20 protein-coding genes and 2 pseudogenes are annotated in these 18846 nt (G+C 69.9%); 14 read left to right on the top strand and 8 right to left on the bottom strand.

What is annotated here, in order from left to right:
* Nucleotides 1-68: 68 nt before the first annotated feature.
* Nucleotides 69-326, bottom strand: a pseudogene (locus tag GUY59_RS29240) (transposase); the annotation flags it as partial.
* A gap of 426 nt (nucleotides 327-752) precedes the next feature.
* Between GUY59_RS29240 and GUY59_RS47715 the strand changes: the two are divergent.
* The 4 genes and pseudogenes from GUY59_RS47715 to GUY59_RS29225 all read left to right on the top strand — a co-directional run bounded on the left by GUY59_RS47715 (nucleotide 753) and on the right by GUY59_RS29225 (nucleotide 3824).
* Nucleotides 753-1265, top strand: coding sequence for an FAD-dependent oxidoreductase (locus tag GUY59_RS47715; RefSeq protein WP_201761480.1), 513 nt, complete (start codon nucleotides 753-755; stop codon nucleotides 1263-1265).
* The gene (locus tag GUY59_RS47710) at nucleotides 1204-1539 is read left to right on the top strand and encodes an FAD-dependent oxidoreductase (RefSeq protein WP_289514095.1); all 336 of its coding nucleotides are present in this window, start codon (nucleotides 1204-1206) and stop codon (nucleotides 1537-1539) included. The genes GUY59_RS47715 and GUY59_RS47710 overlap by 62 nt, the downstream gene beginning before the upstream one ends.
* Nucleotides 1540-2058: 519 nt before the next feature.
* Nucleotides 2059-2630: pseudogene (locus GUY59_RS29230) on the top strand (helix-turn-helix domain-containing protein); the annotation flags it as partial.
* A gap of 27 nt (nucleotides 2631-2657) precedes the next feature.
* Complete coding sequence (locus tag GUY59_RS29225) at nucleotides 2658-3824, top strand: epoxide hydrolase family protein (protein WP_171055472.1); 1167 nt, start codon at nucleotides 2658-2660, stop codon at nucleotides 3822-3824.
* 152 nt (nucleotides 3825-3976) lie between these two features.
* Here GUY59_RS29225 and GUY59_RS29220 read toward each other — a convergent pair whose 3' ends face one another.
* The 3 genes from GUY59_RS29220 to GUY59_RS29210 all read right to left on the bottom strand — a co-directional run bounded on the left by GUY59_RS29220 (nucleotide 3977) and on the right by GUY59_RS29210 (nucleotide 6331).
* Complete coding sequence (locus GUY59_RS29220; protein WP_201761478.1) at nucleotides 3977-4645, bottom strand: NADPH-dependent F420 reductase; 669 nt, start codon at nucleotides 4643-4645, stop codon at nucleotides 3977-3979.
* 71 nt (nucleotides 4646-4716) lie between these two features.
* The gene (locus GUY59_RS29215) at nucleotides 4717-5658 is read right to left on the bottom strand and encodes an SDR family oxidoreductase (RefSeq protein ID WP_138203035.1); all 942 of its coding nucleotides are present in this window, start codon (nucleotides 5656-5658) and stop codon (nucleotides 4717-4719) included.
* Nucleotides 5659-5710: 52 nt separating this feature from the next.
* Complete coding sequence (locus GUY59_RS29210; RefSeq protein WP_138203037.1) at nucleotides 5711-6331, bottom strand: NADPH-dependent F420 reductase; 621 nt, start codon at nucleotides 6329-6331, stop codon at nucleotides 5711-5713.
* A 152-nt stretch (nucleotides 6332-6483) separates the two neighbouring features.
* On the opposite strand from GUY59_RS29210, the gene GUY59_RS29205 reads away from it, so the two are divergent.
* The 4 genes from GUY59_RS29205 (at nucleotide 6484) to nhaA (ending at nucleotide 9812) form a co-directional block, all read left to right on the top strand.
* The gene (locus GUY59_RS29205; RefSeq protein WP_138203039.1) at nucleotides 6484-6954 is read left to right on the top strand and encodes a MarR family winged helix-turn-helix transcriptional regulator; all 471 of its coding nucleotides are present in this window, start codon (nucleotides 6484-6486) and stop codon (nucleotides 6952-6954) included.
* A 324-nt stretch (nucleotides 6955-7278) separates the two neighbouring features.
* Nucleotides 7279-7479 (top strand): hypothetical protein, encoded by a 201-nt coding sequence (locus GUY59_RS29200; RefSeq protein ID WP_138203041.1) that lies wholly within the window; start codon nucleotides 7279-7281, stop codon nucleotides 7477-7479.
* 266 nt (nucleotides 7480-7745) lie between these two features.
* Complete coding sequence (locus tag GUY59_RS47705; RefSeq protein ID WP_171055471.1) at nucleotides 7746-7940, top strand: hypothetical protein; 195 nt, start codon at nucleotides 7746-7748, stop codon at nucleotides 7938-7940.
* Between the two features lie 555 nt (nucleotides 7941-8495).
* On the top strand, nucleotides 8496-9812 hold the full coding sequence (gene nhaA, locus GUY59_RS29190; protein ID WP_138203045.1) for a Na+/H+ antiporter NhaA: 1317 nt from the start codon (nucleotides 8496-8498) through the stop codon (nucleotides 9810-9812).
* Here nhaA and GUY59_RS29185 read toward each other — a convergent pair.
* From GUY59_RS29185 to GUY59_RS29175, 3 genes are all read right to left on the bottom strand, one after another.
* The gene (locus GUY59_RS29185) at nucleotides 9752-10144 is read right to left on the bottom strand and encodes a hypothetical protein (protein ID WP_138203047.1); all 393 of its coding nucleotides are present in this window, start codon (nucleotides 10142-10144) and stop codon (nucleotides 9752-9754) included. The genes nhaA and GUY59_RS29185 overlap by 61 nt on opposite strands.
* Nucleotides 10144-10413 (bottom strand): hypothetical protein, encoded by a 270-nt coding sequence (locus GUY59_RS29180; RefSeq protein WP_138203049.1) that lies wholly within the window; start codon nucleotides 10411-10413, stop codon nucleotides 10144-10146. Before GUY59_RS29180 ends, GUY59_RS29185 begins: the two co-directional genes overlap by 1 nt.
* A 273-nt stretch (nucleotides 10414-10686) precedes the next feature.
* Nucleotides 10687-11175, bottom strand: a complete 489-nt coding sequence (locus GUY59_RS29175) for a pyridoxamine 5'-phosphate oxidase family protein (protein WP_201761477.1) — start codon at nucleotides 11173-11175, stop codon at nucleotides 10687-10689.
* Between the two features lie 458 nt (nucleotides 11176-11633).
* Here GUY59_RS29175 and GUY59_RS29170 point away from each other — a divergent pair, with 458 nt between their 5' ends.
* Nucleotides 11634-12617: an NADP-dependent oxidoreductase gene (locus tag GUY59_RS29170; protein ID WP_138203051.1), complete on the top strand. Its 984-nt coding sequence runs from the start codon at nucleotides 11634-11636 to the stop codon at nucleotides 12615-12617.
* Nucleotides 12618-12865: 248 nt separating this feature from the next.
* Nucleotides 12866-13690 (top strand): PIG-L family deacetylase, encoded by an 825-nt coding sequence (locus GUY59_RS29165; protein WP_138203053.1) that lies wholly within the window; start codon nucleotides 12866-12868, stop codon nucleotides 13688-13690.
* Nucleotides 13691-13809: 119 nt separating this feature from the next.
* Here GUY59_RS29165 and GUY59_RS29160 read toward each other — a convergent pair whose 3' ends face one another.
* Complete coding sequence (locus tag GUY59_RS29160) at nucleotides 13810-14847, bottom strand: carbohydrate kinase family protein (RefSeq protein WP_138203055.1); 1038 nt, start codon at nucleotides 14845-14847, stop codon at nucleotides 13810-13812.
* A 148-nt stretch (nucleotides 14848-14995) separates the two neighbouring features.
* Here GUY59_RS29160 and GUY59_RS29155 point away from each other — a divergent pair, with 148 nt between their 5' ends.
* The 4 genes from GUY59_RS29155 to GUY59_RS29140 form a co-directional block, all read left to right on the top strand.
* Nucleotides 14996-15979: a sugar ABC transporter substrate-binding protein gene (locus GUY59_RS29155; RefSeq protein WP_138203057.1), complete on the top strand. Its 984-nt coding sequence runs from the start codon at nucleotides 14996-14998 to the stop codon at nucleotides 15977-15979.
* Nucleotides 15980-15990: 11 nt separating this feature from the next.
* Nucleotides 15991-16953 carry an ABC transporter permease gene (locus GUY59_RS29150; RefSeq protein ID WP_138203059.1) on the top strand — a complete coding sequence of 321 codons (963 nt, stop codon included), beginning with the start codon at nucleotides 15991-15993 and terminating at the stop codon, nucleotides 16951-16953.
* The gene (locus GUY59_RS29145) at nucleotides 16950-17762 is read left to right on the top strand and encodes an ATP-binding cassette domain-containing protein (protein ID WP_138203061.1); all 813 of its coding nucleotides are present in this window, start codon (nucleotides 16950-16952) and stop codon (nucleotides 17760-17762) included. Before GUY59_RS29150 ends, GUY59_RS29145 begins: the two co-directional genes overlap by 4 nt.
* 99 nt (nucleotides 17763-17861) lie before the next feature.
* Nucleotides 17862-18846, top strand: a 985-nt coding sequence (locus GUY59_RS29140; protein ID WP_201761476.1) for a LacI family DNA-binding transcriptional regulator, incomplete at its 3' end; no start/stop codon positions are given.

The raw sequence follows: 18846 nt of genomic DNA, 5'->3' as shown, positions 1-18846 counted from the left end.
GCGTACTGGGTGACCTGGATCGGCGCCGCCGCGTTCGCGGCCCGCCATGGTACCCGCCTGCCGCTGCTCCCGAGCTGCTCGATCAGCTTGTCGACGCGCCGGGTCGAGACGCCCTGCAGGCGGCTGGTGGCCACGACGCTCATGAGTGCCTGCTCGGCCCGGCGGCGTCGCTCCAGCAGCCAGTCCGGGAAGTACGAGCCCGACCTGAGTTTCGGGATGGCTCGTTCGATCGATCCTGTTCGGGTGTCCCAGTCGCGGGTGCGGTAGCCGTTGCGCCGGTTGGTCCGCTCGTCGCTGCGCTGGCCGTAGCCGGCTCCGACTGCCGCGAGGCGGATGCCGAGCTACAATCCCCAGGTCGCGAAAAACGATGTTCCGCGGGTCCTTCCGCAGGATATCGCTCATACATCGATGCAGATGGTTCTGATCGGTGAGCGTCTCCTTGCCGATACCGCGCATCCCGCCCGCTCCCGGCACTGCACATCGCCGGCGCGTGTCGGCGCAACAGAGGAGCGCAGCATGCAGAAGACCATCGCCATTGTCGGAGCAGGCATGGGCGGGCTGACGCTCGCCCGGGTGCTTCAGGCTCACGGCGTCGCCGCGACAATCTACGAGGGTGAGGCTTCGGCGAAGACCCGTGCGCAGGGCGGTCTGCTCGACATTCAGGTAGAGACCGGACAGGTCGCGCTTCGCGCAGCCGGTCTCTCTACGACGAGTTCCTCACTCTGGTCCGCCCGGGCGAGGACGCCAAGCGTGTGGTCGACCGCCACGGCACGATCCTGTTCGATATGCCTGCGGACCCCGGTTCGGCCCGCCCTGAGGTGGATCGTGGCGAACTCAGGCGCCTGCTCATCGACTCGCTGGCGCCCGGGACGATCAGGTGGGGTCACAAGCTCGCCTCGATCCGGCACCGTGTGGAGGGCGGCTACGACCTCGCCTTCGCAGAAGGTTCCGCCACGCGCGCCGACATCGTCATCGGCGCGGACGGTGCCTGGTCGAAGGTGCGTCCGCTGCTCACCCCCGCCAAGCCTCTCTACAGCGGAACCTGCTTCATCGAGATCGCCCTCACCTCGGGCGGCCAGGACTGTCGGGCGAGCGTGGCCGCGATCGGCAGCGGCACGCTGATGGCGGTCGCGCCGGGCAAAGGGCTGGCCTCCGTCAAGTTGCCGACGAGTTCGATGGCTGGTCGCCGCTGCTCACGACTTCGTGACACAGAGCGACGCGGAACCGTGGCTCCGAGCCATCTATGCCCTGCCCGTCGGGCTTAGGTGGGACAGGCTGCCCGGCGTAACGCTCGTCGGCGACGCCGCGCATCTGATGTCGCCCTTCGCCGGCGAGAATGCGAACCTCGCCATGCACGACGGCGCTGACCTGGCGAGCAAGCTGGTTGAGCAACCCGACATCGAGGTCGCGCTCCCCGGCTACGAAGAGCGGCTTTTCCTACGTGGTAGCGACGCCGCCGGCCGCTCGGCGAAGAACCTGCAGATCTTCTTCGGCCGGGAAGCACCGCAGAGCGTAGTCACTCTGTTCGATCACTCCTGATACCTCAGTCCGGTTTCGCGATCTTGTCGCGGACCCGGCGGGGAACGGGTACGGCCATCGTGTGATCATCGGGGGTTGTGAGGACTCCTGAAGATCGTGCGGTGGCCGCAGGGCATAACCCCGACCCTGCTCGTTGGTGGGCGATGTTCGACCAGGTCATGGCCCGGATCGCGGGCCTGTTCCGGCGGGTTGGGCCCGCGCCTCGGCCCGCTCCTACCTACTCGGGCGTTCGCGCCGCTGGGCAAGGCGATGTCGTACGGCACCGCCCATGAGCTGTTCTGCCGTCTGGCCAAGCAGGCCGGATTCCGGGCCCGGCAGCACATGCTCCGCACACACACTGAGCGCACGGTAGGGAGTCTGTGGCACCTCCGGACTCGGACACACCGAAATTGCCAGCTCAGCAAGAGACCGCCCCGCGGGAATGCCAGCGCACGTGTGGACGGTTGACGTCACAGCCGGACATCGGCGCCGTGCCCGGCGCTCGCACTCCTCGTTGCCGAGCCGGCAAGGATGGCCACTGTGGACGACGATCTCGACGCCGCGCTGACGGCCCTGGGGCCGAGGCTTCGGCGGATGCGCCACCATCGCGGCCTGACCCTGGCCGACCTGGCCTCGGAGACCGGCTTTTCCGAGAGCGCCCTGTCGCGCCTGGAGAGCGGCGGGGGCGCGGGCGGCGGCCGAACCTCGAACTCCTCCTCCCACTGGCCAAGGCCCACGGCATGCCGCTGGAGGAGCTCATCGGTGCGCCGCAGACCGGTGACCCGCGCGTCCACCTGCGGCCGATCCACCGCGACGGCATGACCTACCTCCGGCTGACCCACAGGGCGGGCGGCACCCAGGCGTACAAGCTGATCATTCCCGGGGCGACAGGCCCCGCCGAGCCCCATCCGCAGCGCCACGAAGGCTACGCGTGGCTGTACGTGCTCAACGGCAGGCTACGGTTCGTGCTCGGCGACCAGGAGCTGATCCTCGCGCCTGGTGAGGTGGCCGAGTTCGACACGCACGTCCCGCACTGGCTGGGCAACGCCGGGCCCACGCCGGCCGAACTGCTCACCCTGTTCGGGCCCCAGGGGGAACGCGCCCACGTACGCCGGCACGCAGCACAGCAAGGAGAACTCATGTCGAGTACCACACTCGTGATCGCGGTCGGTGACGCGGAACTGAACGAGCTCCGCGCTCGGTTGACGTCCACGCGATGGCCCCGGCCCTGGCCGGTGAACGGCTGGGAGGCCGGTACCGACGCCGTGGAGCTCCGCCGCCTCGTCGCCTACTGGGCCTCCGGCTACGACTGGCGAGCCCACGAGGCCGCCATCAACGCCCTCCCGTCACATTTCGCGGACCTCGACGGAACGCCGGTGCACTATCTCCGCTTCGACGGCGAGTACCCGGACGCGTTGCCGATCATCCTCACGCACGGCTGGCCCAGCTCCTTCCTCGAACTCGTCCACCTCGCCGACCGGCTGGCCACCCCCTCCCGGTACGGCGGGGCAGCAGAGGACGCCTTCACCGTGATCGTCCCCTCACTGCCCGGATTCGCCTTCTCGCCCCAGCGGCCCGCACTCACCGGCGCGGAGCAGACGCACGACCTCTGGCACCGCCTGATGCGCGACGAACTCGGCTTCGAGCGGTACGCGGCACACGGCGGAGACCTGGGCGCCGGCGTCACCTCACGGCTCGCCGAGGCCCACCCCGAGGCGCTGGCCGGCATCCACCTGCTGGCCGTGGCACCCCCGGCCGGCTACGACCCGGACGGCCTCACCCCGCAGGAACAGGACCACCTCGCCTCCGTGGCGGCCTGGCAGGCGGAGGAAGGCGCCTACCAGCACCAGCAGAGCACCCGTCCCTTCACCCTGGCCCCCGGCCTGGCCGACTCGCCCGCCGGGCTGCTCGCCTGGATCGTCGAGAAGTACCGTGCCTGGTCCGACTGCGGAGGCGACCTGTCCTCGCGCTTCAGCGACGACTTCATCCTCACGCAGGCGTCCCTCTACTGGTTCACCGGCACGATCTCCACCTCGTTCAGGCCCTACTACGAGTACGCCCACGGCCTGACCAGGTGCGTGGAGCGGGTGCGCGTGCCCACAGCGGTCGCCCTGTTCCCCGCCGACCTGAGCCGGCCCCCGCGGAGCTGGGCCGAGCGCACCTACAACATCACGCGCTACACGCACATGCCCCGCGGTGGACACTTCGCCGCCCACGAAGAACCCGACCTGCTGGCCCACGACATCATCGAGTTCTTCCGCGCCCACCGTCCTTCTGCGCCGTCAGCCCCTCGATCCGATGCCTGAACCCCGGCAGCGGTCGATGGGCACGCCGACCATGTTGAGCGCGGTTCGATAGCCGTTGAGCCGGTCCTGGTTCGTCTTCCCTGGAGTCTCGCCTCCGAGGAGGTCGCGTCACAACACGGTCGGACCATACCGCGGCCCGCGCCAACTCGCGGTTACCGCGTTGCGGCCGCCAGTGCCGCGCGGATGGCGTCCTCGCCGACCGGCTGGCCCTTCTCGTTCGAGGCCGGCCCGTACGGGGTCCCCCACACCGGCGTGCCCGTCGCCTGCCGCCAGCTATCGGCCAGTGGTCCCGCGTCCACGACGCTGTACCCGATGGATTCGATGAACTCGGTCACCGACGCCTTCGCCGGCGCGGAGTCGCCGGCGATCGGCAGGTAGGAACGGTCGGCCGCCCCCGCCGGGCGGGCGAGTGACTGCAGGTGCTTGAAGAAGATGTTGTTGAACCCTTTCACGACCATGGCGTCCGGGATGTACCCCAGCAGCAGTTCGCTCGAGGTGAGCGACTTGCTGTCGAGCTCGGGGATGTACCCGTCACGTTCGGGGCCGTAGTTGCACGTGTCGATGACCGTCTTCCCGGCCAGTGGCGCGGCGGGCAAGCTGGGCAACGCCTTGACCGGCACCGTGACCACGACGATGTCACCGGCCGCCGCGGCCTCCCCGCTCGTCGCCGCGGACGCCCGCGGCCCCAGTTCCGCGGCCGTGTCCACGAGCGTTTCGGGACCGCGCGAGTTGCTGAGCACTACCTGGTGCCCGGCCTCGATGGCGAGCCGCGCGATGGTAGTGCCGATGTATCCGCTTCCGATGAATCCCACAGTCGTCATATTCTCAGCGTCCCTCCCAAGAGTCGTATCCTTGCGATTCGCCGGACTCGTTGCGATGGGGGTCCCTGCCGTCAGCTGGCGGAGAAGTAATGGCCGTTGTCCAAATCGGCTAGCAGTCCGGGCTGAGCGGGTTCCCAGCCGAGGGTCCGGCGGGTGATGAGGTTGGACGCCGGGTAGCTCTGCGTGACTATGTTCGCGAGGAACCCGAAGTATCCCGGCAGCATCAGTTCGTCCACGGGAACGCTCACGGCGGGCAGGCCCAGGCGGCTGCCAATAGCCTCGGCCATCTCCCGGAACGGGATGCCCCCGTCGTCGACCGCGTGCCAGTATCTGCCGGCCGGCCCCTTCTCCAGCGCCAGGCGGAACAAGGAGGCGACATCGCGGATGTGCACGGCGTTCCACAGGTTCGCGCCGTCTCCTGGATAGCCGATGAAGCCCTTCTCCTTCGCGAGCGCGATCAGCTGCACGAGGAAGCCGGCACGATCGGTCGTGCTGTGCGCGATGTTGGCGATACGCACGACCGAAGACCGCACGCCCTGCTCGGCGAGGCCGATTACGGTGGTTTCCACGACGTTGCGAGCCCGCAGGGTGCCCTTGTGCTCATCCCCACTGGGAAGGGCCGGATCCTCCTCGGTGGCCGTCCGGCCCAGGAATCCCTGCCCGGGCGAGCCGATGCTCCCTGCCGTGACCAGCGGCTTTCCGGTTCCCCCGAGTGCCTCGCCGTAGGCCAGCATGATCGGGAGCTCGGCGGCAGCCACGGCGTGGATCCCGCCGGACGGAAGCAGGTCTTGCCGGTGCGCGACGTGGATGACGCCGTCGGAGTCCGCAGCCGCTTCCTTGAGCCCATCGAGATCCTGGAGGTCGCCGCGGCGCACCTTCGCGCCGAGCGCGGACAGCGCCGCCGCGGCCGTGTCCGATCGGGCCAGGCCGGTGACCTCGTGCCCGGCGGCGATGAGTTCGGGGACGATGTACGAACCGGAATGGCCGGTCCCGCCAGTGACGAAAACGCGCATGCTACTGCTCCTTGTGATTGATGTGGCGCGAGAAGTAGTGGTGCGGGCGCGCTCAGGCAGAAGTGTTGACGCCGAGGGTGAAGTTGAAGCTCCCCGCGCCATGGCGGCCCAGGCCGATCATCACCAGGCCCGTTCCCTCCAGCCAGCGCGCCATTCCCAGGGGGCCGGTGTCCATCGGCCGCAGTCCGAGGCTCCTGATGAACGCCGACACAGTCGCCTTGGCCTCGGCGTCGTCGCCGGCGATGAGCACGTCCAGCGGGTTGCCCTGCGCCAGCATGTGACCGAAGACGGTGTTGAACGCCTTCACGACGTGCGCACCGGCGGGGGCGACCTTGGCGATCTCCTGCGCGCCGGAACTGCCGTCGGGGGTGACAAGGCCCTGGGAATCGGGAGAGACGGGGTTGGTGATGTCGATGATGACCTTGCCGTGAAGTGCGTCCCCGTACTCGCTGACCACCGCCGCCGCGCTGGCGTACGGGACGGCGAGGATAACGATGTCGCCGGCCGGGGCGGCGCCGGCCGTCCCGGCAGTGGCGCCGCCGAGCGCGGCGGCCAGTTCCTTGGCCTTGGCCGGGTCGCGGCCGATGATCTCGACGGCGTTGCCGCCGACGAGCGCCCGGCCGACCAGGGCGCCGGCCATGTTCCCCAGGCCGATGATGCTGATGCTGCTCATTGGTGTGCCTGCTTTCTGGAGCTGGACAGGACGCCATACCCCACCCGTCGTCGTCAACGGCTATGTCGTCGACACCCTCCATTTGGTTAACTTGTGAACCAAATGTACGTGGCACTTGGTTACCATGTCAACCAGACGGTAAAGTGACATGCATGACCGAGCCGCGCTGGTTGGACGAGCGGGAACAGCAGGCCTGGCGCAGCCTGATGAAGATGCAGGACGGGCTGTCGGAGTTCCTCGAACGGCAGCTGCGCAACCGGTGCGGGCTGTCCGCCGCTGACTACAAGGTGCTGGCCCATCTCTCTGAGGCGCCCGAAGGCCGGCTGAGGTCGTTCGAACTCGGCCGGCTGTTGCACTGGGAGAAGAGCCGCCTGTCACAGCACCTGGGCCGGATGCAAAATCGCGGCCTGGTGTCCCGCGAGCGGTGCCTCGCCGACCAACGGGGAGCGGTAGTCGCCATCACTCCCCGGGGCAGCGACCTGATCAAGATCGCGGCTCCGCAGCACGTGGCCAACGTCCGCGACGTGCTCATCGATCATCTCACTGCGACCGAGATGGCGATGCTCGTCACCATCGGCGACAAAGTAGCCGAACGGCTGGCCGCGCTGGAAGACAAGCACTGATACCCGATCCCGGACCTACGAACTGTGTGTCGGCCTCGAACTTTTGAAGCCACGGCCAGGAGCCAGGTAGCCATCCGTAACCAGAAGCTTCCAGCGCCTCGTCATTGTGGTCGTGGAGCATCCGCATGACGGTGGCCGCTGACGGGTGCCGGCCTTCTTCCTTCCCGGTGGAGATGACGAGCCGCTCGGCGATCTCCCGCAGGCTCAGTTCCTGGTCGCGGAGGTGGAGCGCGCGGCGAGCATGGCGTCGTCCGTGACGGCGGGTCCTACGAAACAGGCGACCCGGTGAGTTCGCATATCCAAAGCGCGCTTGATCGGTGAAGGATGATCAAGCTTGCCTTCCGCAAGAAGGTCGATCTACCTGGCGGTTCTGCGCGTGTCGGGGTGGTCGGGGCCGAGGATCCGCTGCCGGGCGGTGAAGACCTCGCCGTATTCGACTGCAGCCGCAACGTAAGGTCCCTGGCTTGCCCGGTACCGGGCCGCCATGTACGCAGCGTCTGCTGCCGCCCCGATCGTCTCGTCTGAGCTGTCCGGCAGAGCGCTGAGGGTGTTCAGCACTACGGCAGCGCGCGGGGCCGGCAGCTGCCAGATCGACCAGGTCGGCGGGTCCTCGGGGGTCGCCGGTCTCCCCGGCGGTTTCTGCTGCGGCCTGCAGCAGGCGGGCGGCCAGTTCCGTAAAAGCCGGCAGGTCCGGGCCAGGTGCCGGGCGGCTGGTGGCGGGTGCGGCCGCGCGACCGCCAGCACGTCCAGCCCGGCCGCGGAGTGCCACGTTAACGTGACACTTCCTCCCGTTGCCGGTCATCGCCGGCTGTGGCGGGGATGGCGTTGTCGATGAGGACGGCGGCAATGGCGGCGGCGGTGGGGAAGGCGTCGGCGTTGAGGACCCGGGTGCGGGCCGCGGCGCCGTCATCGGCATCGATCCCACCGCCGGAGTCCGGCAACTCGTGCGGCACCGGGATCTTTGCACCGTGTCGGTGATCTTCTGACGGATCCATAGCAGGAGGCACGCATCGGCCGCGTCGGCCGTCCTACCGCGTTCTCTCCCGTGCTCTGCCGTGCGGGCGGCGCATGAGCGCGGTCTCCATCCGTGTGATCTCGCCCGATAAGGTGGTGGAGTGTCGCGCTCATCGATCAGCCACGCCCCCGGACGCTTCGGCGCTGCGGGCCGTCGCCGGCTGCCGGTGTGGCGGTGGGCGCTGACCTGGCCGCCCGGAGTGCGGCGCCACCCGGGGACCAACGGCTGGCTGAGCTCGTGGGGGACCCAAGCGCACGGAGAGATCGCCGGTTGCCCGCCGGGACGGCCTTCCCGCTGAGACCAGGTCCAGCCCTCCTGACCGGCCCACTGTTGGGTGGGGGTGCCTGACCGGTCCGGCCATGCCCTGCCGTCCGCGTGAGCGCGGGCGGCCGGTCGTTTTCCGGCCCCGGCGCAGCCGCCGGCCCGGACCCGCCCACGCCTGCCCGCGCACGATAGTGCCTCATCACGGCGTGCGGGCTGGGCCGTGCCGGCGCAGCGCCGCATCTGATGCGAGGTATCCCTGTCCATGACCACGATCTCCCCGCCCATGCTCTCCCGGCTGAGCGCCGCGCTGCGTCGCGATGCGGTCGGCGGCCTGCTGCTGATCGCCGCCGCCGTCATCGCGCTGGGGTGGGCCAACTCCCCCTACAGCGGCACCTACGAGGCATTGCGCGCCCTGTCCTTCGGCCCCAGCGCCTGGCATCTGCATCTGAGCGTGCAGCAGTGGGCCTCCGACGGCCTGCTGGCGATCTTCTTCTTCATCGTCGGCAACGAACTCAAGCAGGAGTTCACCCACGGCGACCTGCGCCACCCGCGCCGCGCCCTGCTGCCCATGGTCGCGGCGCTGTGCGGCGTCCTGGTCCCGGCCGCCCTCTTCGCGGCCATCACCTGGGGCAGCGGCGAGGCCGCACGCGGCTGGGGCATCCCGATGGCCACCGACGCCCCCTTCGCGGTGGCCGTGCTGGCCGTCATCGGCCGCCACCTGCCCGCCGCGCTGCGCACCTTCCTGCTCACCCTGGCCGTGGTCGACGACCTGGTGGCCATCATCGTGATCGCCGCCTTCTACCCCAGTGACCTGTCCCTGGCTCCGCTGGCCGGGGCGCTGGCCCTGCTGGCCCTGTTCGGCTACCTGCAGCGCGGCCACGGCCCGCTGGCCGGCGCGCTGACGGCCTGGCAGGCCCGCACCCGCGCCGCCGGATGGGTGATCTACACCCCGCTGGCGCTGGCGATCTGGGCGCTGATGCACGCCAGCGGCATCCATGCCACCATCGCCGGCGCCGCGATGGGCCTGCTCATGCGCACCCGTCCGCTGCCCGGCCGGCCCGACGAGACCGGTACCAGCGACCAGAGCGGCGCTGTGGGCGGGGATCCCAGCCATCGCGCCGAGCAGTTGCTGCGGCCCGTCACCATGGGGCTGGTCCTGCCCCTGTTCGCGCTCGCCTCGGCCGGTGTCGCCCTCGACAACCCCTCAGAGCTGCTGTCCGAACCGGTGGCGCTGGGCGTGCTGGCCGGCCTCCTGCTGGGCAAGTCGCTCGGCATCGCCGGCGGCGCCTACCTGACCGCCAAGCTCACCCGGGCCGAGCTTCACCCCAGCCTGGCCTGGACCGACATCATCGGCATGGCGCTGCTGGCCGGTATCGGCTTCACCGTCTCGCTGCTGATCAGCGAACTTGCCTACCCCGGCCACCCTGGCATGCTCGAACACGTCAAGGGCGCGGTCCTGATCGCCTCCGCCCTGGCCACCGTGCTGGCCTCGACCGTCCTGATTCCGCGCAACGCCCACTACCGTGATCGCCCGCCCGGTCCGAGCAGCCTGCCCAGCAGCCCGCCCCGCACCCGGTAGGCGATCTCGTAAGCGACGCGACTGCCCGCTGGCGCTCCTGCCAGGAGCGCCAGCGCGTCGGCGTCCGCGACGGGGTCGAGCGCCTCGGCCTCCACCACGAGCAGCATCCGCACGTTGCCCCGATCGCCGATGCCTCCGGCCGCGGCGCGCACCGCGGCGGCGGCACTCCCTCGCTCCTCCACCGACAGCAGCCGATACGACCACCCTGTGATGACCGCATCCCGGCCCAGCTCCGCCTGAATCCGGGCCCGCACCCACTCGGCGCCGCACCGGGTTGCCGGGTCGATGTTCTGGGGCTGGCTGGCGGGAAAGTCTTTGCCGCCGTCCCACATCAGGGCTTGTTCGACGCAGGCGGCGGCGAGGGTGTCGTCGCGGCGCAGATGTCGAGCCAGCCCGCGCGGCGGATCGGCTCGTCCAGGTCTTCGCGGTCTGTGTCGGGTACCGGCAGAGGGGTGGCGGCCATGGTGGTGGTGCCGGGCCGGATGCACATGGCGAGGATTTCAAGATCTTGCTGGGCGTCGGCGCCGGCTCGGGAAAGGTCGGTGCGGGCCAGGTCGAGCAGGGTGTCGCGGGCGGGGCCGGAGTCGGTAAGCAAAGCCATCTGCAGAAGCGGCTGAATGTCCAGGCTGGGCAGAGCGGGAGCGACCCCTCGATGTCTGGCCCGTCGATGCCGAAGCCGCCGCTGACGATGACGATGACGATCGCGGACGCGTGGTGGAGCAGCTCGGCCGTCGGGGGAGCGTGCTGGGCTGCCCGCTGGTGGTGGTCATGGGCCATGAGTCGTGCGGGGGCCATCGCGGCGGCCTGCGCCGCCGCGGACGGCGGCAGCACCCCGGATAACCCCCGCCACCAGCGAATTCAGCATGGAACGTGCTCAGTCGACGGGGTTATCCAGCCATTGGCCGTCCCGCATGACGGTGCGCCCGACGAATTCGTGAAGGCCGTTCCAGACCTGGATGCGTCGGGGGTGCAGGCGTAGGTAGACGAACGTGCCCTCCGGGTAGGTACGGGGGTCTGTGGAGACTTTGGCGTAGTGCTCGGCGATGTCGGTGCCGATGTCGGGGACATCCACGAGCGACGCACTTGTGTCGATCATGATGACGTTTGCGGTGTCGCCGAGAGCGACTCGCGCTTGTGGGTGTCCTTTGATATTGGCGACGGTGCGGCTCTTAGCAAAAGTCGCGGTATACAGGGCTGAGCCGTCCCAGGTATAGGCCACGGGGATCAGATGCGCACCATGGCCGTCGCTGCCGGTGGCCAGCCACATCTGGAAGCCGGTTTCGAGCCGGTCTCGAGCATGGGCCCGCCGCTCGGCCAGGCCGCGCGGGATCCGGATCGTGGCGAGTTCTTCGTTGGCGTGCACGATGATTCCTTCTTCATATGGGTGTGAGTTCTCCTCTGCCGGGAGGCCATACCTCTTAGACGAACCGCGCTGCGTGCACATCGACACATCGCCGGACCAATCGTCACCGGGGTCTGTGACCGGCTTAAGTTTCCCTTATTGATCATGGTTGGGGTCAGGGACACCTTCTCAGCGGTCCACGCCAGACAGACAGTGAGACCAAGAGGCGCCGGGCCGGTCAGCGTCTGGCAGTCGAGTGCAAGCGCACCCAGCCCCGCCGCCTCCAGCTGACCCCGCGCGCTGGAGGACGGCCTATCATCAGCGGATCGCGCGAGAAGCGCTTCGCCGTCGTCGAGCAGAACCAGGGAGCCCCCGGCATAGATCGCGTCACAGAACAGCAGCAGAAAGAGCGCCTCGCCGACACGGGGCGCTCTTTCGCGCGCGGAGAATGTCAAGAGCGTTCCGGCCACGGTCAAAGGATGGTCATAACGCGTGCGACCAGTGGAAATACCGCGCACCGCGGCGAACGGATTGGCGGCACCTGCCAGCCGACACGCACTCGACCGTTGACATGTCCCGAGGACGAGCCCGGCGGCACCAGCCGACTGTCAACCGAAGCCGTCTCTCATTACGCGGCCGGCGTCAACCCCACGGACTGGAAGTCACGAATGACCGGCAGGCTGCTGGGCGACCCGCCCGCCATCCTCGGCTGGGACGTGTCCGGGGTGGTCGAGGCCGTGGGCCTCGGAGTCACCCGCTTCCGGCCTGGTGACGAGGTCTTCGGCATGCCCCGCTTCCCGCACAAGGCGGGCGGCTACGCGGAGTACGTGACCGCTCCGTCGCGGCACTTCACCCGTAAACCGGCCGGCCTCGACCACGTGCACGCCGCGGCGTTGCCGCTGGCGGCGCTCACCGCGTGGCAGGTCCTGCACGACACCGCGAACGTGCGCTCGGGCCAGCGCGTGCTGATCCATGCCGCCGCCGGCGGGGTCGGCCATCTGGCCGTGCAGCTCGCCAAGCATCTAGGCGCATACGTGATCGGTACCGCTCGTCGGTCCAAGCACGCCTTCGTACGCAAGCTGGGCGCCGACGAGGTGATCGACTACACCGAGGAGGACTTCGCCGAGACGGTCCGCGACGTCGACCTGGTGATCGACAGCATCGGCGGCGACTACGGGGCGCGTTCCCTGCGGACGTTGCGGAACGGCGGCACTCTTGCCCGGCTCAACCCGGAGCCTGACGAGGACCTCCTTCGCCAGGCCGGGGAGCGCGGCATCTGGGCAGGCTTCGTCCTCGTAGAACCGGACAACGCCGCGATGGCGACGATCGCCGAGCTGGTCGAGGCGAGACGGCTGGGCGTCGAGGTCGACACCGTCCTGCCGTTCGAGCAGGCGGCCAAGGCACATGAGCTCGGCGAGACCAACCGAGCCACCGGAAAGATCGTACTGACTGTCGCCGGATGACCGGCTGCGGACATGAGCTCTTCCCCCGAGATCGCCGGCGCGCCGGTGCTGGCCCGTCACGCCGAGGGTGGCGGCCCTTACGCCCGAGCGGTGCTGGAGGCCGCGCCGCCGCCGCGGCCGCCCGGGTCCGCGCAGGCGACCCTGCGAGGACCGGCGGCCGCGCATCATCGCGCCGCCCCCTCAGGTACGCGAGCACCGCCGTACTGGTCGAGTACGGTTTGTCGGGGCCGGCCGATAGTGTTCGCGTCATGGATCGGCAACTCACCCTGATGGTCGTGCACGCCCACCCCGACGACGAGTGCCTGAGCACCGGCGGCATCCTTGCCCGCTACGCCGCCGAAGGCATCCGCACCGTCCTGGTCACCTGCACCAACGGCGAGCAAGGCGACGCCGAGGGCGGTGCGAAGCCGGGCGAGGCCGGCCACGACGACGCGGCCGTCGCCGAGCGGCGGCTCGCCGAGCTGCGCGAGTCGGTCAGCCATCTGGGCGTCGACCACCTGGAGCTGCTCGGCTACCGCGACTCGGGCATGGACGGTTGGGAGGGCAACGCCCACGCCGGCGCGTTCGCCAACGTGCCGGTCGAGGTGGCGGCCGCCAAGCTGGGCGCCCTGATGGTGCGCTACCGCCCGCAGGTCGTGGTCACCTACGACGAGACCGGCGGCGGCGGTTACGGCCATCCCGACCACGTCCAGGCGCACCGCGTCACGGTCGCGGCCGTCGAGGCGACCGGCATCCCCGAGAAGTTCTACTACACGGCCATGCCCCGCGCCGAGATGAGGAAGATGTTCGAGCTGCTGCGCGAGCACGGCGTGGAGCTCGGCTTCGAGCCGTCCGGCGACTTCGGCACCCCGGACGAGCGGGTCACCACCCTCGTCGACGTCGGCCCCTACACCGAGCGCAAGCTCAAGGCCCTCAAGGCGCACGAGAGCCAGGGGGAGAACATCTTCGTGCTGGACATGCCCGAGCACATCCAGCAGCAGGCCTTCTCCCTCGAGGCCTTCGAGCGCAAGCTGTGCAAGGTCGACGCCCCCGCCCGCGAGGACGACCTTTTCGCCGGCCTGCGCGGCACGTGACACATCGGCTGGCAACGTGACGTCACCCGCGTGCGCCGCCGCCCGCACCGGGCCGCCACCGGCCGGGGCACCGCGGTATGGACGCCCCATGTCACCGGCCGGGGTCGCCCGGTTCGGGCTCAGCGCGGGGCCGGGGAGGTGAGGTGGTGCGACCAGGGCGGGTTGGCGCCTGCCACTGAGCACGTCCGGGCCGCCACCCGGGCGGCGAACCCGGCCGCCGCCACCGCCGTCGCGAGGTCCAGGTCGCCGAGACGCCCGCCCAGGTGGCCCGTGGCGTCCAAGGCGTGCAGCAGGCCGGCGGTGAAGGCGTCACCGGCGCCGACCGTGTCCACGACGTCCACCTGCGGCGCCGGCACGTGGGCCCGCTCGCCGTCCACCGACACCAGCGCGCCCGCCGCGCCCCTGGTGACGACGATCAGACGGGCGCCGGCGGCGTGCCAGTCGCCGCAGGCGCGCTCCATCGACGTGCCGGGCAGCAGGAAGTCCAGGTCGTCGTCGCTGAGCTTGAGGATGTCGGTCCACTCGCACCAGCGGGTGATCTGATAGTCGTCCCTGGTGGCGAAGCTGGGGCGCACGTTCGGGTCGATCGAGATCGTGGCATGCCCGGCGGCCGAGCGCGCGAACTCCTCGACCGCCTCACGTCCCGGTTTCCCGACCAGCGCCATGGAGCCCGTGTGCAGGCACCTGAAGGAGCCCACGCGCGCCGGGTCCAGCTCGTCCGGCCGCCACTGCCAGTCCGCCGCGCCCTCGGTGTAGAAGGTGAAGGTGGCCCGCCCGTGCGGGTCGAGGGCGGCGACGGAGAGCGTGCTCGGCTCCTCCGCCTCGACGCACGCCGACACGTCCACGCCGGAGGCGGTGAGGCGGTCGCGGAACATCGCGCCGAACACGTCGCGTGACAGGCGGCCCAGGAAGCGGGTGGGAGTGCCGAGCCTGGCCAGCGCCACCGCCGTGTTCGCCGGCCCGCCACCCGGCAGCACCCGCAGCGCCAGCCCGTCCGTGCCGTCCGTACCGTCGCCTGTGCCGCCTGTGCCGCCTGTGTCGTCTGGCCGCGACGCCGGACCCGCCGTACCGTCGTCTGCATGGGGCGTGTCGGTGGAAGCGGCGGGGTGGCGTGTGGTGAAGCTGTCGGCGACGCACTCGCCCAGGACGGCGATCATCGGGCCTGCCTTTCTGGCACGTTGCCGATTCGTTACGGCAGCAGGGCATTGACGTATCTCGGATCGGAGTCCATCATCGCAGCACAGCAGATGTCAACGTTGACATATGTCAACGATGACATCGTATCCCCCCTGATAGGACAGCGCCATGAATGCAAAGCTATCGGCCGGCCTCCTGGCCACCGTGCTTCTCGTCACCGGCTGCGGCGGCAGCGGCGGGGGAAGCGACTCCGCCACCCCCAAGGTAGGGCTGATCACCAAGACCGAGACGAACCCGTTCTTCGTCAAGATGAAGGAGGGCGCGCAGAAGGCCGCCCAGGCCGGCGGCATGGAGCTGATGAGCGCGGCGGGCAAGTTCGACGGCGACAACGCCGCCCAGATCACCGCCATCGAGAACATGGTCGCCGCCGGCGTGAAGGGCATCCTCATCACCCCGAGCGACACCAAGGCCATCGTCCCGGCGATCAAGAAGGCGCGTGACGCGGGCGTGCTCGTCATCGCGCTCGACACCCCCACGGAGCCGCAGGAGGCCACCGACGCGCTGTTCGCCACCGACAACCTCAAGGCGGGAGAGCTGATCGGCCGGTACGCCAAGGCCGCCATGGCCGGCAAGCCCGCCAGGATCGCCACCCTCGACCTGGCCCCCGGCATCACGGTCGGCAAGCTGCGGCACGACGGGTTCCTGAAGGGGTTCGGCATCCGGGAGGGCGACCCGTCCGTGGTCTGCTCCCAGGACACCAGGGGCGACCAGGCCAAGGGGCAGACCGCGATGGAGAACTGCCTGCAGAAGGCCCCCGACATCAACCTCGTGTACACCATCAACGAGCCCGCCGCGCTGGGCGCGTACACCGCCTTGAAGGCCAAGGGCCGCGAGAAGGAGGTGCTGATCGTCTCCGTGGACGGCGGCTGCACCGGCGTCAAGGCCGTGCAGTCGGGGCAGATCGCCGCGACCAGCCAGCAGTACCCGCTCAAGATGGCCGAGGACGGCGTCAAGGCGGTGGGCGCGTACGCCAAGGGCGGCCAGAAGCCCACCGGCTACACCGACACCGGCGTCACCCTGATCACCGACAAGGCGGCCGACGGCATCGAGGCCGAGGACACCGCCTTCGGCCTGGCGAACTGCTGGGGCTGAACGTGGCCGTGATGGAAGCGTCGCTGCCGCGCCGCCTGATCAGCACCCCCGTCGCGGGCCCGCTGGCCGCGCTCCTGCTGGCCTGCCTGTACTTCGGGCTCAACACCGAGCAGTTCTTCACCGGCACGAACTTCTCCCTGATCATCCAGCAGGTCATGGTGGTCGGCACGCTGGCCATCGGCCAGACCCTGATCATCCTCACCGCGGGCATCGACCTGGCCAACGGCGCCATCATGGCGTTCGGCGGCATCGTGATGACGAAGCTGGCGGTGGACAGCGGCCTGCCCGCGCTGCTCGCGGTCGCCGCCGGGCTCGCGGTCTGCGCCGGGTTCGGGCTGGTCAACGGGCTGCTGGTGACGCGGATCTCGCTGCCGCCGTTCATCGTGACGCTCGGCATGCTGAACGTGGCGTTCGCGCTCACCCACATTTACTCCGGCGAGCAGACCATCACGGACCTGCCGCCGCTGCTGACGTTCCTCGGGCAGACGTTCCAGGTCGGCCAGACGAACGTCACCTACGGCTCGCTGCTGACGATCCTGCTGTTCCTGCTGTTCGCGTACCTGCTGGGCTCGACGGCTTGGGGCCGGCACGTGTACGCGCTGGGCAACAACCCCGAAGTGGCCCGGCTGACCGGCATCAGGACGCGGCGGCTGACCGTGGGCGTCTACACGCTTGCCGGCTTCGTGTACGGCATCGCGGCCCTGCTGCTGGTCTCCCGTACCGGCGTGGGCGACCCGCAGGCCGGCCAGACCGACAACCTCGACAGCATCACGGCGGTCGTGCTCGGCGGCACCAGCCTGTTCGGCGGCCGGGGCATGGTGCTGGGCACCCTGATCGGGGCGCTCATCGTGGGGGTGTTCAGGAACGGCCTGCAGCTGATGGGCGTACCGTCGATCTACCAGACCCTCATCACGGGCATCCTGGTGATCCTCGCCGTCGCCGTCGACCAGCTCTCCCGCAGGAGGACCCGATGACGGAACCCGTGCTCCAGGCGCGCGGCCTGGTCAAGAAGTACGGCCACGTGACCGCGCTCGACGGCGCCGACTTCGACCTGATGCCCGGTGAGGTGCTCGCGGTCATCGGCGACAACGGCGCCGGCAAGACGAGCCTGATCAAGGCGCTGACGGGCGCGCTGCAGCCGGACTCCGGCGAGATCCTGCTCGACGGGAAGCCGGTGCGTCTCCGCGACCCGCTCGACGCCCGCAGGCACGGCATCGAGACCGTCTACCAGGACCTCGCGGTCGCCGCCTCGCTCGACATCGCGACGAACATGTTCCTGGGCAGGGAACTACGGAAACCGGGCATCCTCGGTCGGGTCTTCCGGATGCTGGACAAGAAGCGCATGCGTGAGGAGTCGGCCAAGCACATGGCCGAGCTCAAGATCGGGCTGCGCTCGCTCACCCAGCCGGTCGAGTCGCTGTCGGGCGGGCAGCGCCAGGGCGTCGCCGTGGCCAGGGCGGTCGCCTGGGCCACGAACGTCGTGGTGATGGACGAGCCCACGGCGGCGCTCGGCGTCAAGGAGTCCGGCCAGGTGCTCGACCTGATCAGGCAGGTACGCGACCGTGGCACGCCGGTGGTGCTGATCAGCCACAACATGCCGCACGTCTTCGAGATCGCCGACCGCGTGCACATCCAGCGCCTGGGCCGCAGGGTCGCCGAGATCGTCCCGGGCGACCACAGCATGGCCGAGGTGGTCGCCATCATGACCGGCGCCATCCAGGTGTCGGACGGCAAGTCCGTGGTGAAGGACAAGGACGCGGCGGAGGCGATCGGGCTGTCGTGACACCTTCCGGTACGAGCGCGCCGCCGGGCCCGGCTGTCGTGGTGCGGCCCCCTACGGGTGCTCCGCCGCCTGCGGGGACGGGCCACTAGCATGGGCCGGATGCGGCGTCCGACGATGACAGATGTGGCGCGCGAGGTCGGCGTCACCGCCAAGACGGTCTCGCGGGTGCTCAACGACGACGGCCCGGTCGCCGTCGAGACCCGCGAGCGCGTCATGGCGGCCGTCAAGAAGCTCGGCTACCAGCCCAACCTGATGGCCCGCAACATGCGGGTCGGCGCGCGCGACGCCGCGATCGGCCTGATCATCCCCGAGATGGGCAACCCGTTCTTCGGTACGGTCGCGGGCGGCGTCGAGAGCGCCATCAGGTCCCGCGGTCTGACGCTCATCGTCGGCTCGTCCAGCGAGACGGCCGCCCTGGAGCAGTCGCTGGTCGCGACGTTCCTGGCCCGCAGGGTGAGCGCCCTCATGATCGTCCCTTCGGCCACCAGCGAGCACCGGGGGCTGCGGGGCGAGCGGGTGGCCGGGCTGCCGATCGTCTTCCTCGACCGCCCGGCGGTGGGCCTGACCGCCGACAGCGTCGTCAGCGCCAACCGTGAGGGGTCGCGGGCCGGCGTCGCCCACCTGATCGCGCACGGCCACCGCCGCATCGGCTTCGTGGGCGACCTGCCCGCCTCGCTCTACACCCGCCGCGAACGTTTCCAGGGCTACCGCGACGCCCTCGACCGGGCGGGGCTGCCGTTCGACCGCTCGCTTGTCGAGACCGGGCACGACCAGGACGCCGCGGCCCGGGCCACCCTGCGACTGCTGACGCTGAGCGACCCGCCGACGGCGCTGTTCGCGGCCAACAACCTCGCGTCGATGGGAGCGGTGGTGGCGCTGGCCCGGGCACGGCGCACGGACGTCGCGCTGGTCGGGTTCGACGACCTGCCGCTGGCCGAGGTCCTCGACCCGCCGCTGACGGTGGTGGCGCAGGACCCGGCGCGGATGGGGGCCGCGGCGGCGGAACTGGTGCTGTCGCGGCTGGACGGCGACCGGTCCAAGGCGCGCAGGCAGGTGGTGCCCACCCGGCTGATCGTCCGCGGCT

It is taken from the genome of Nonomuraea sp. K271 (genome assembly GCF_009908215.1).
Lineage (GTDB): Bacteria > Actinomycetota > Actinomycetes > Streptosporangiales > Streptosporangiaceae > Nonomuraea > Nonomuraea longispora.
This window is presented reverse-complemented; position numbering and strand designations above follow the sequence as displayed.

What these genes read in the sequence shown, in the direction of transcription:
- GUY59_RS29160 (WP_138203055.1), bottom strand. Translation starts at nt 14,847, where the DNA reads ATGATCGCCGTCCTGGGCGAGTGCGTCGCCGACAGCTTCACCACACGC.
- GUY59_RS29145 (WP_138203061.1), top strand. Translation starts at nt 16,950, where the DNA reads ATGACGGAACCCGTGCTCCAGGCGCGCGGCCTGGTCAAGAAGTACGGC.
- GUY59_RS29215 (WP_138203035.1), bottom strand. Translation starts at nt 5,658, where the DNA reads ATGCGCGTTTTCGTCACTGGCGGGACCGGCCATTCCGGTTCGTACATC.
- GUY59_RS29225 (WP_171055472.1), top strand. Translation starts at nt 2,658, where the DNA reads ATGTCGAGTACCACACTCGTGATCGCGGTCGGTGACGCGGAACTGAAC.
- GUY59_RS29185 (WP_138203047.1), bottom strand. Translation starts at nt 10,144, where the DNA reads ATGTGGGACGGCGGCAAAGACTTTCCCGCCAGCCAGCCCCAGAACATC.
- GUY59_RS29150 (WP_138203059.1), top strand. Translation starts at nt 15,991, where the DNA reads ATGGAAGCGTCGCTGCCGCGCCGCCTGATCAGCACCCCCGTCGCGGGC.
- GUY59_RS29170 (WP_138203051.1), top strand. Translation starts at nt 11,634, where the DNA reads ATGGTCATAACGCGTGCGACCAGTGGAAATACCGCGCACCGCGGCGAA.
- nhaA (WP_138203045.1), top strand. Translation starts at nt 8,496, where the DNA reads ATGACCACGATCTCCCCGCCCATGCTCTCCCGGCTGAGCGCCGCGCTG.
- GUY59_RS29220 (WP_201761478.1), bottom strand. Translation starts at nt 4,645, where the DNA reads ATGACGACTGTGGGATTCATCGGAAGCGGATACATCGGCACTACCATC.
- GUY59_RS29155 (WP_138203057.1), top strand. Translation starts at nt 14,996, where the DNA reads ATGAATGCAAAGCTATCGGCCGGCCTCCTGGCCACCGTGCTTCTCGTC.
- GUY59_RS29180 (WP_138203049.1), bottom strand. Translation starts at nt 10,413, where the DNA reads ATGGCTTTGCTTACCGACTCCGGCCCCGCCCGCGACACCCTGCTCGAC.
- GUY59_RS29165 (WP_138203053.1), top strand. Translation starts at nt 12,866, where the DNA reads ATGGATCGGCAACTCACCCTGATGGTCGTGCACGCCCACCCCGACGAC.
- GUY59_RS29200 (WP_138203041.1), top strand. Translation starts at nt 7,279, where the DNA reads ATGATCAAGCTTGCCTTCCGCAAGAAGGTCGATCTACCTGGCGGTTCT.
- GUY59_RS29205 (WP_138203039.1), top strand. Translation starts at nt 6,484, where the DNA reads ATGACCGAGCCGCGCTGGTTGGACGAGCGGGAACAGCAGGCCTGGCGC.
- GUY59_RS29210 (WP_138203037.1), bottom strand. Translation starts at nt 6,331, where the DNA reads ATGAGCAGCATCAGCATCATCGGCCTGGGGAACATGGCCGGCGCCCTG.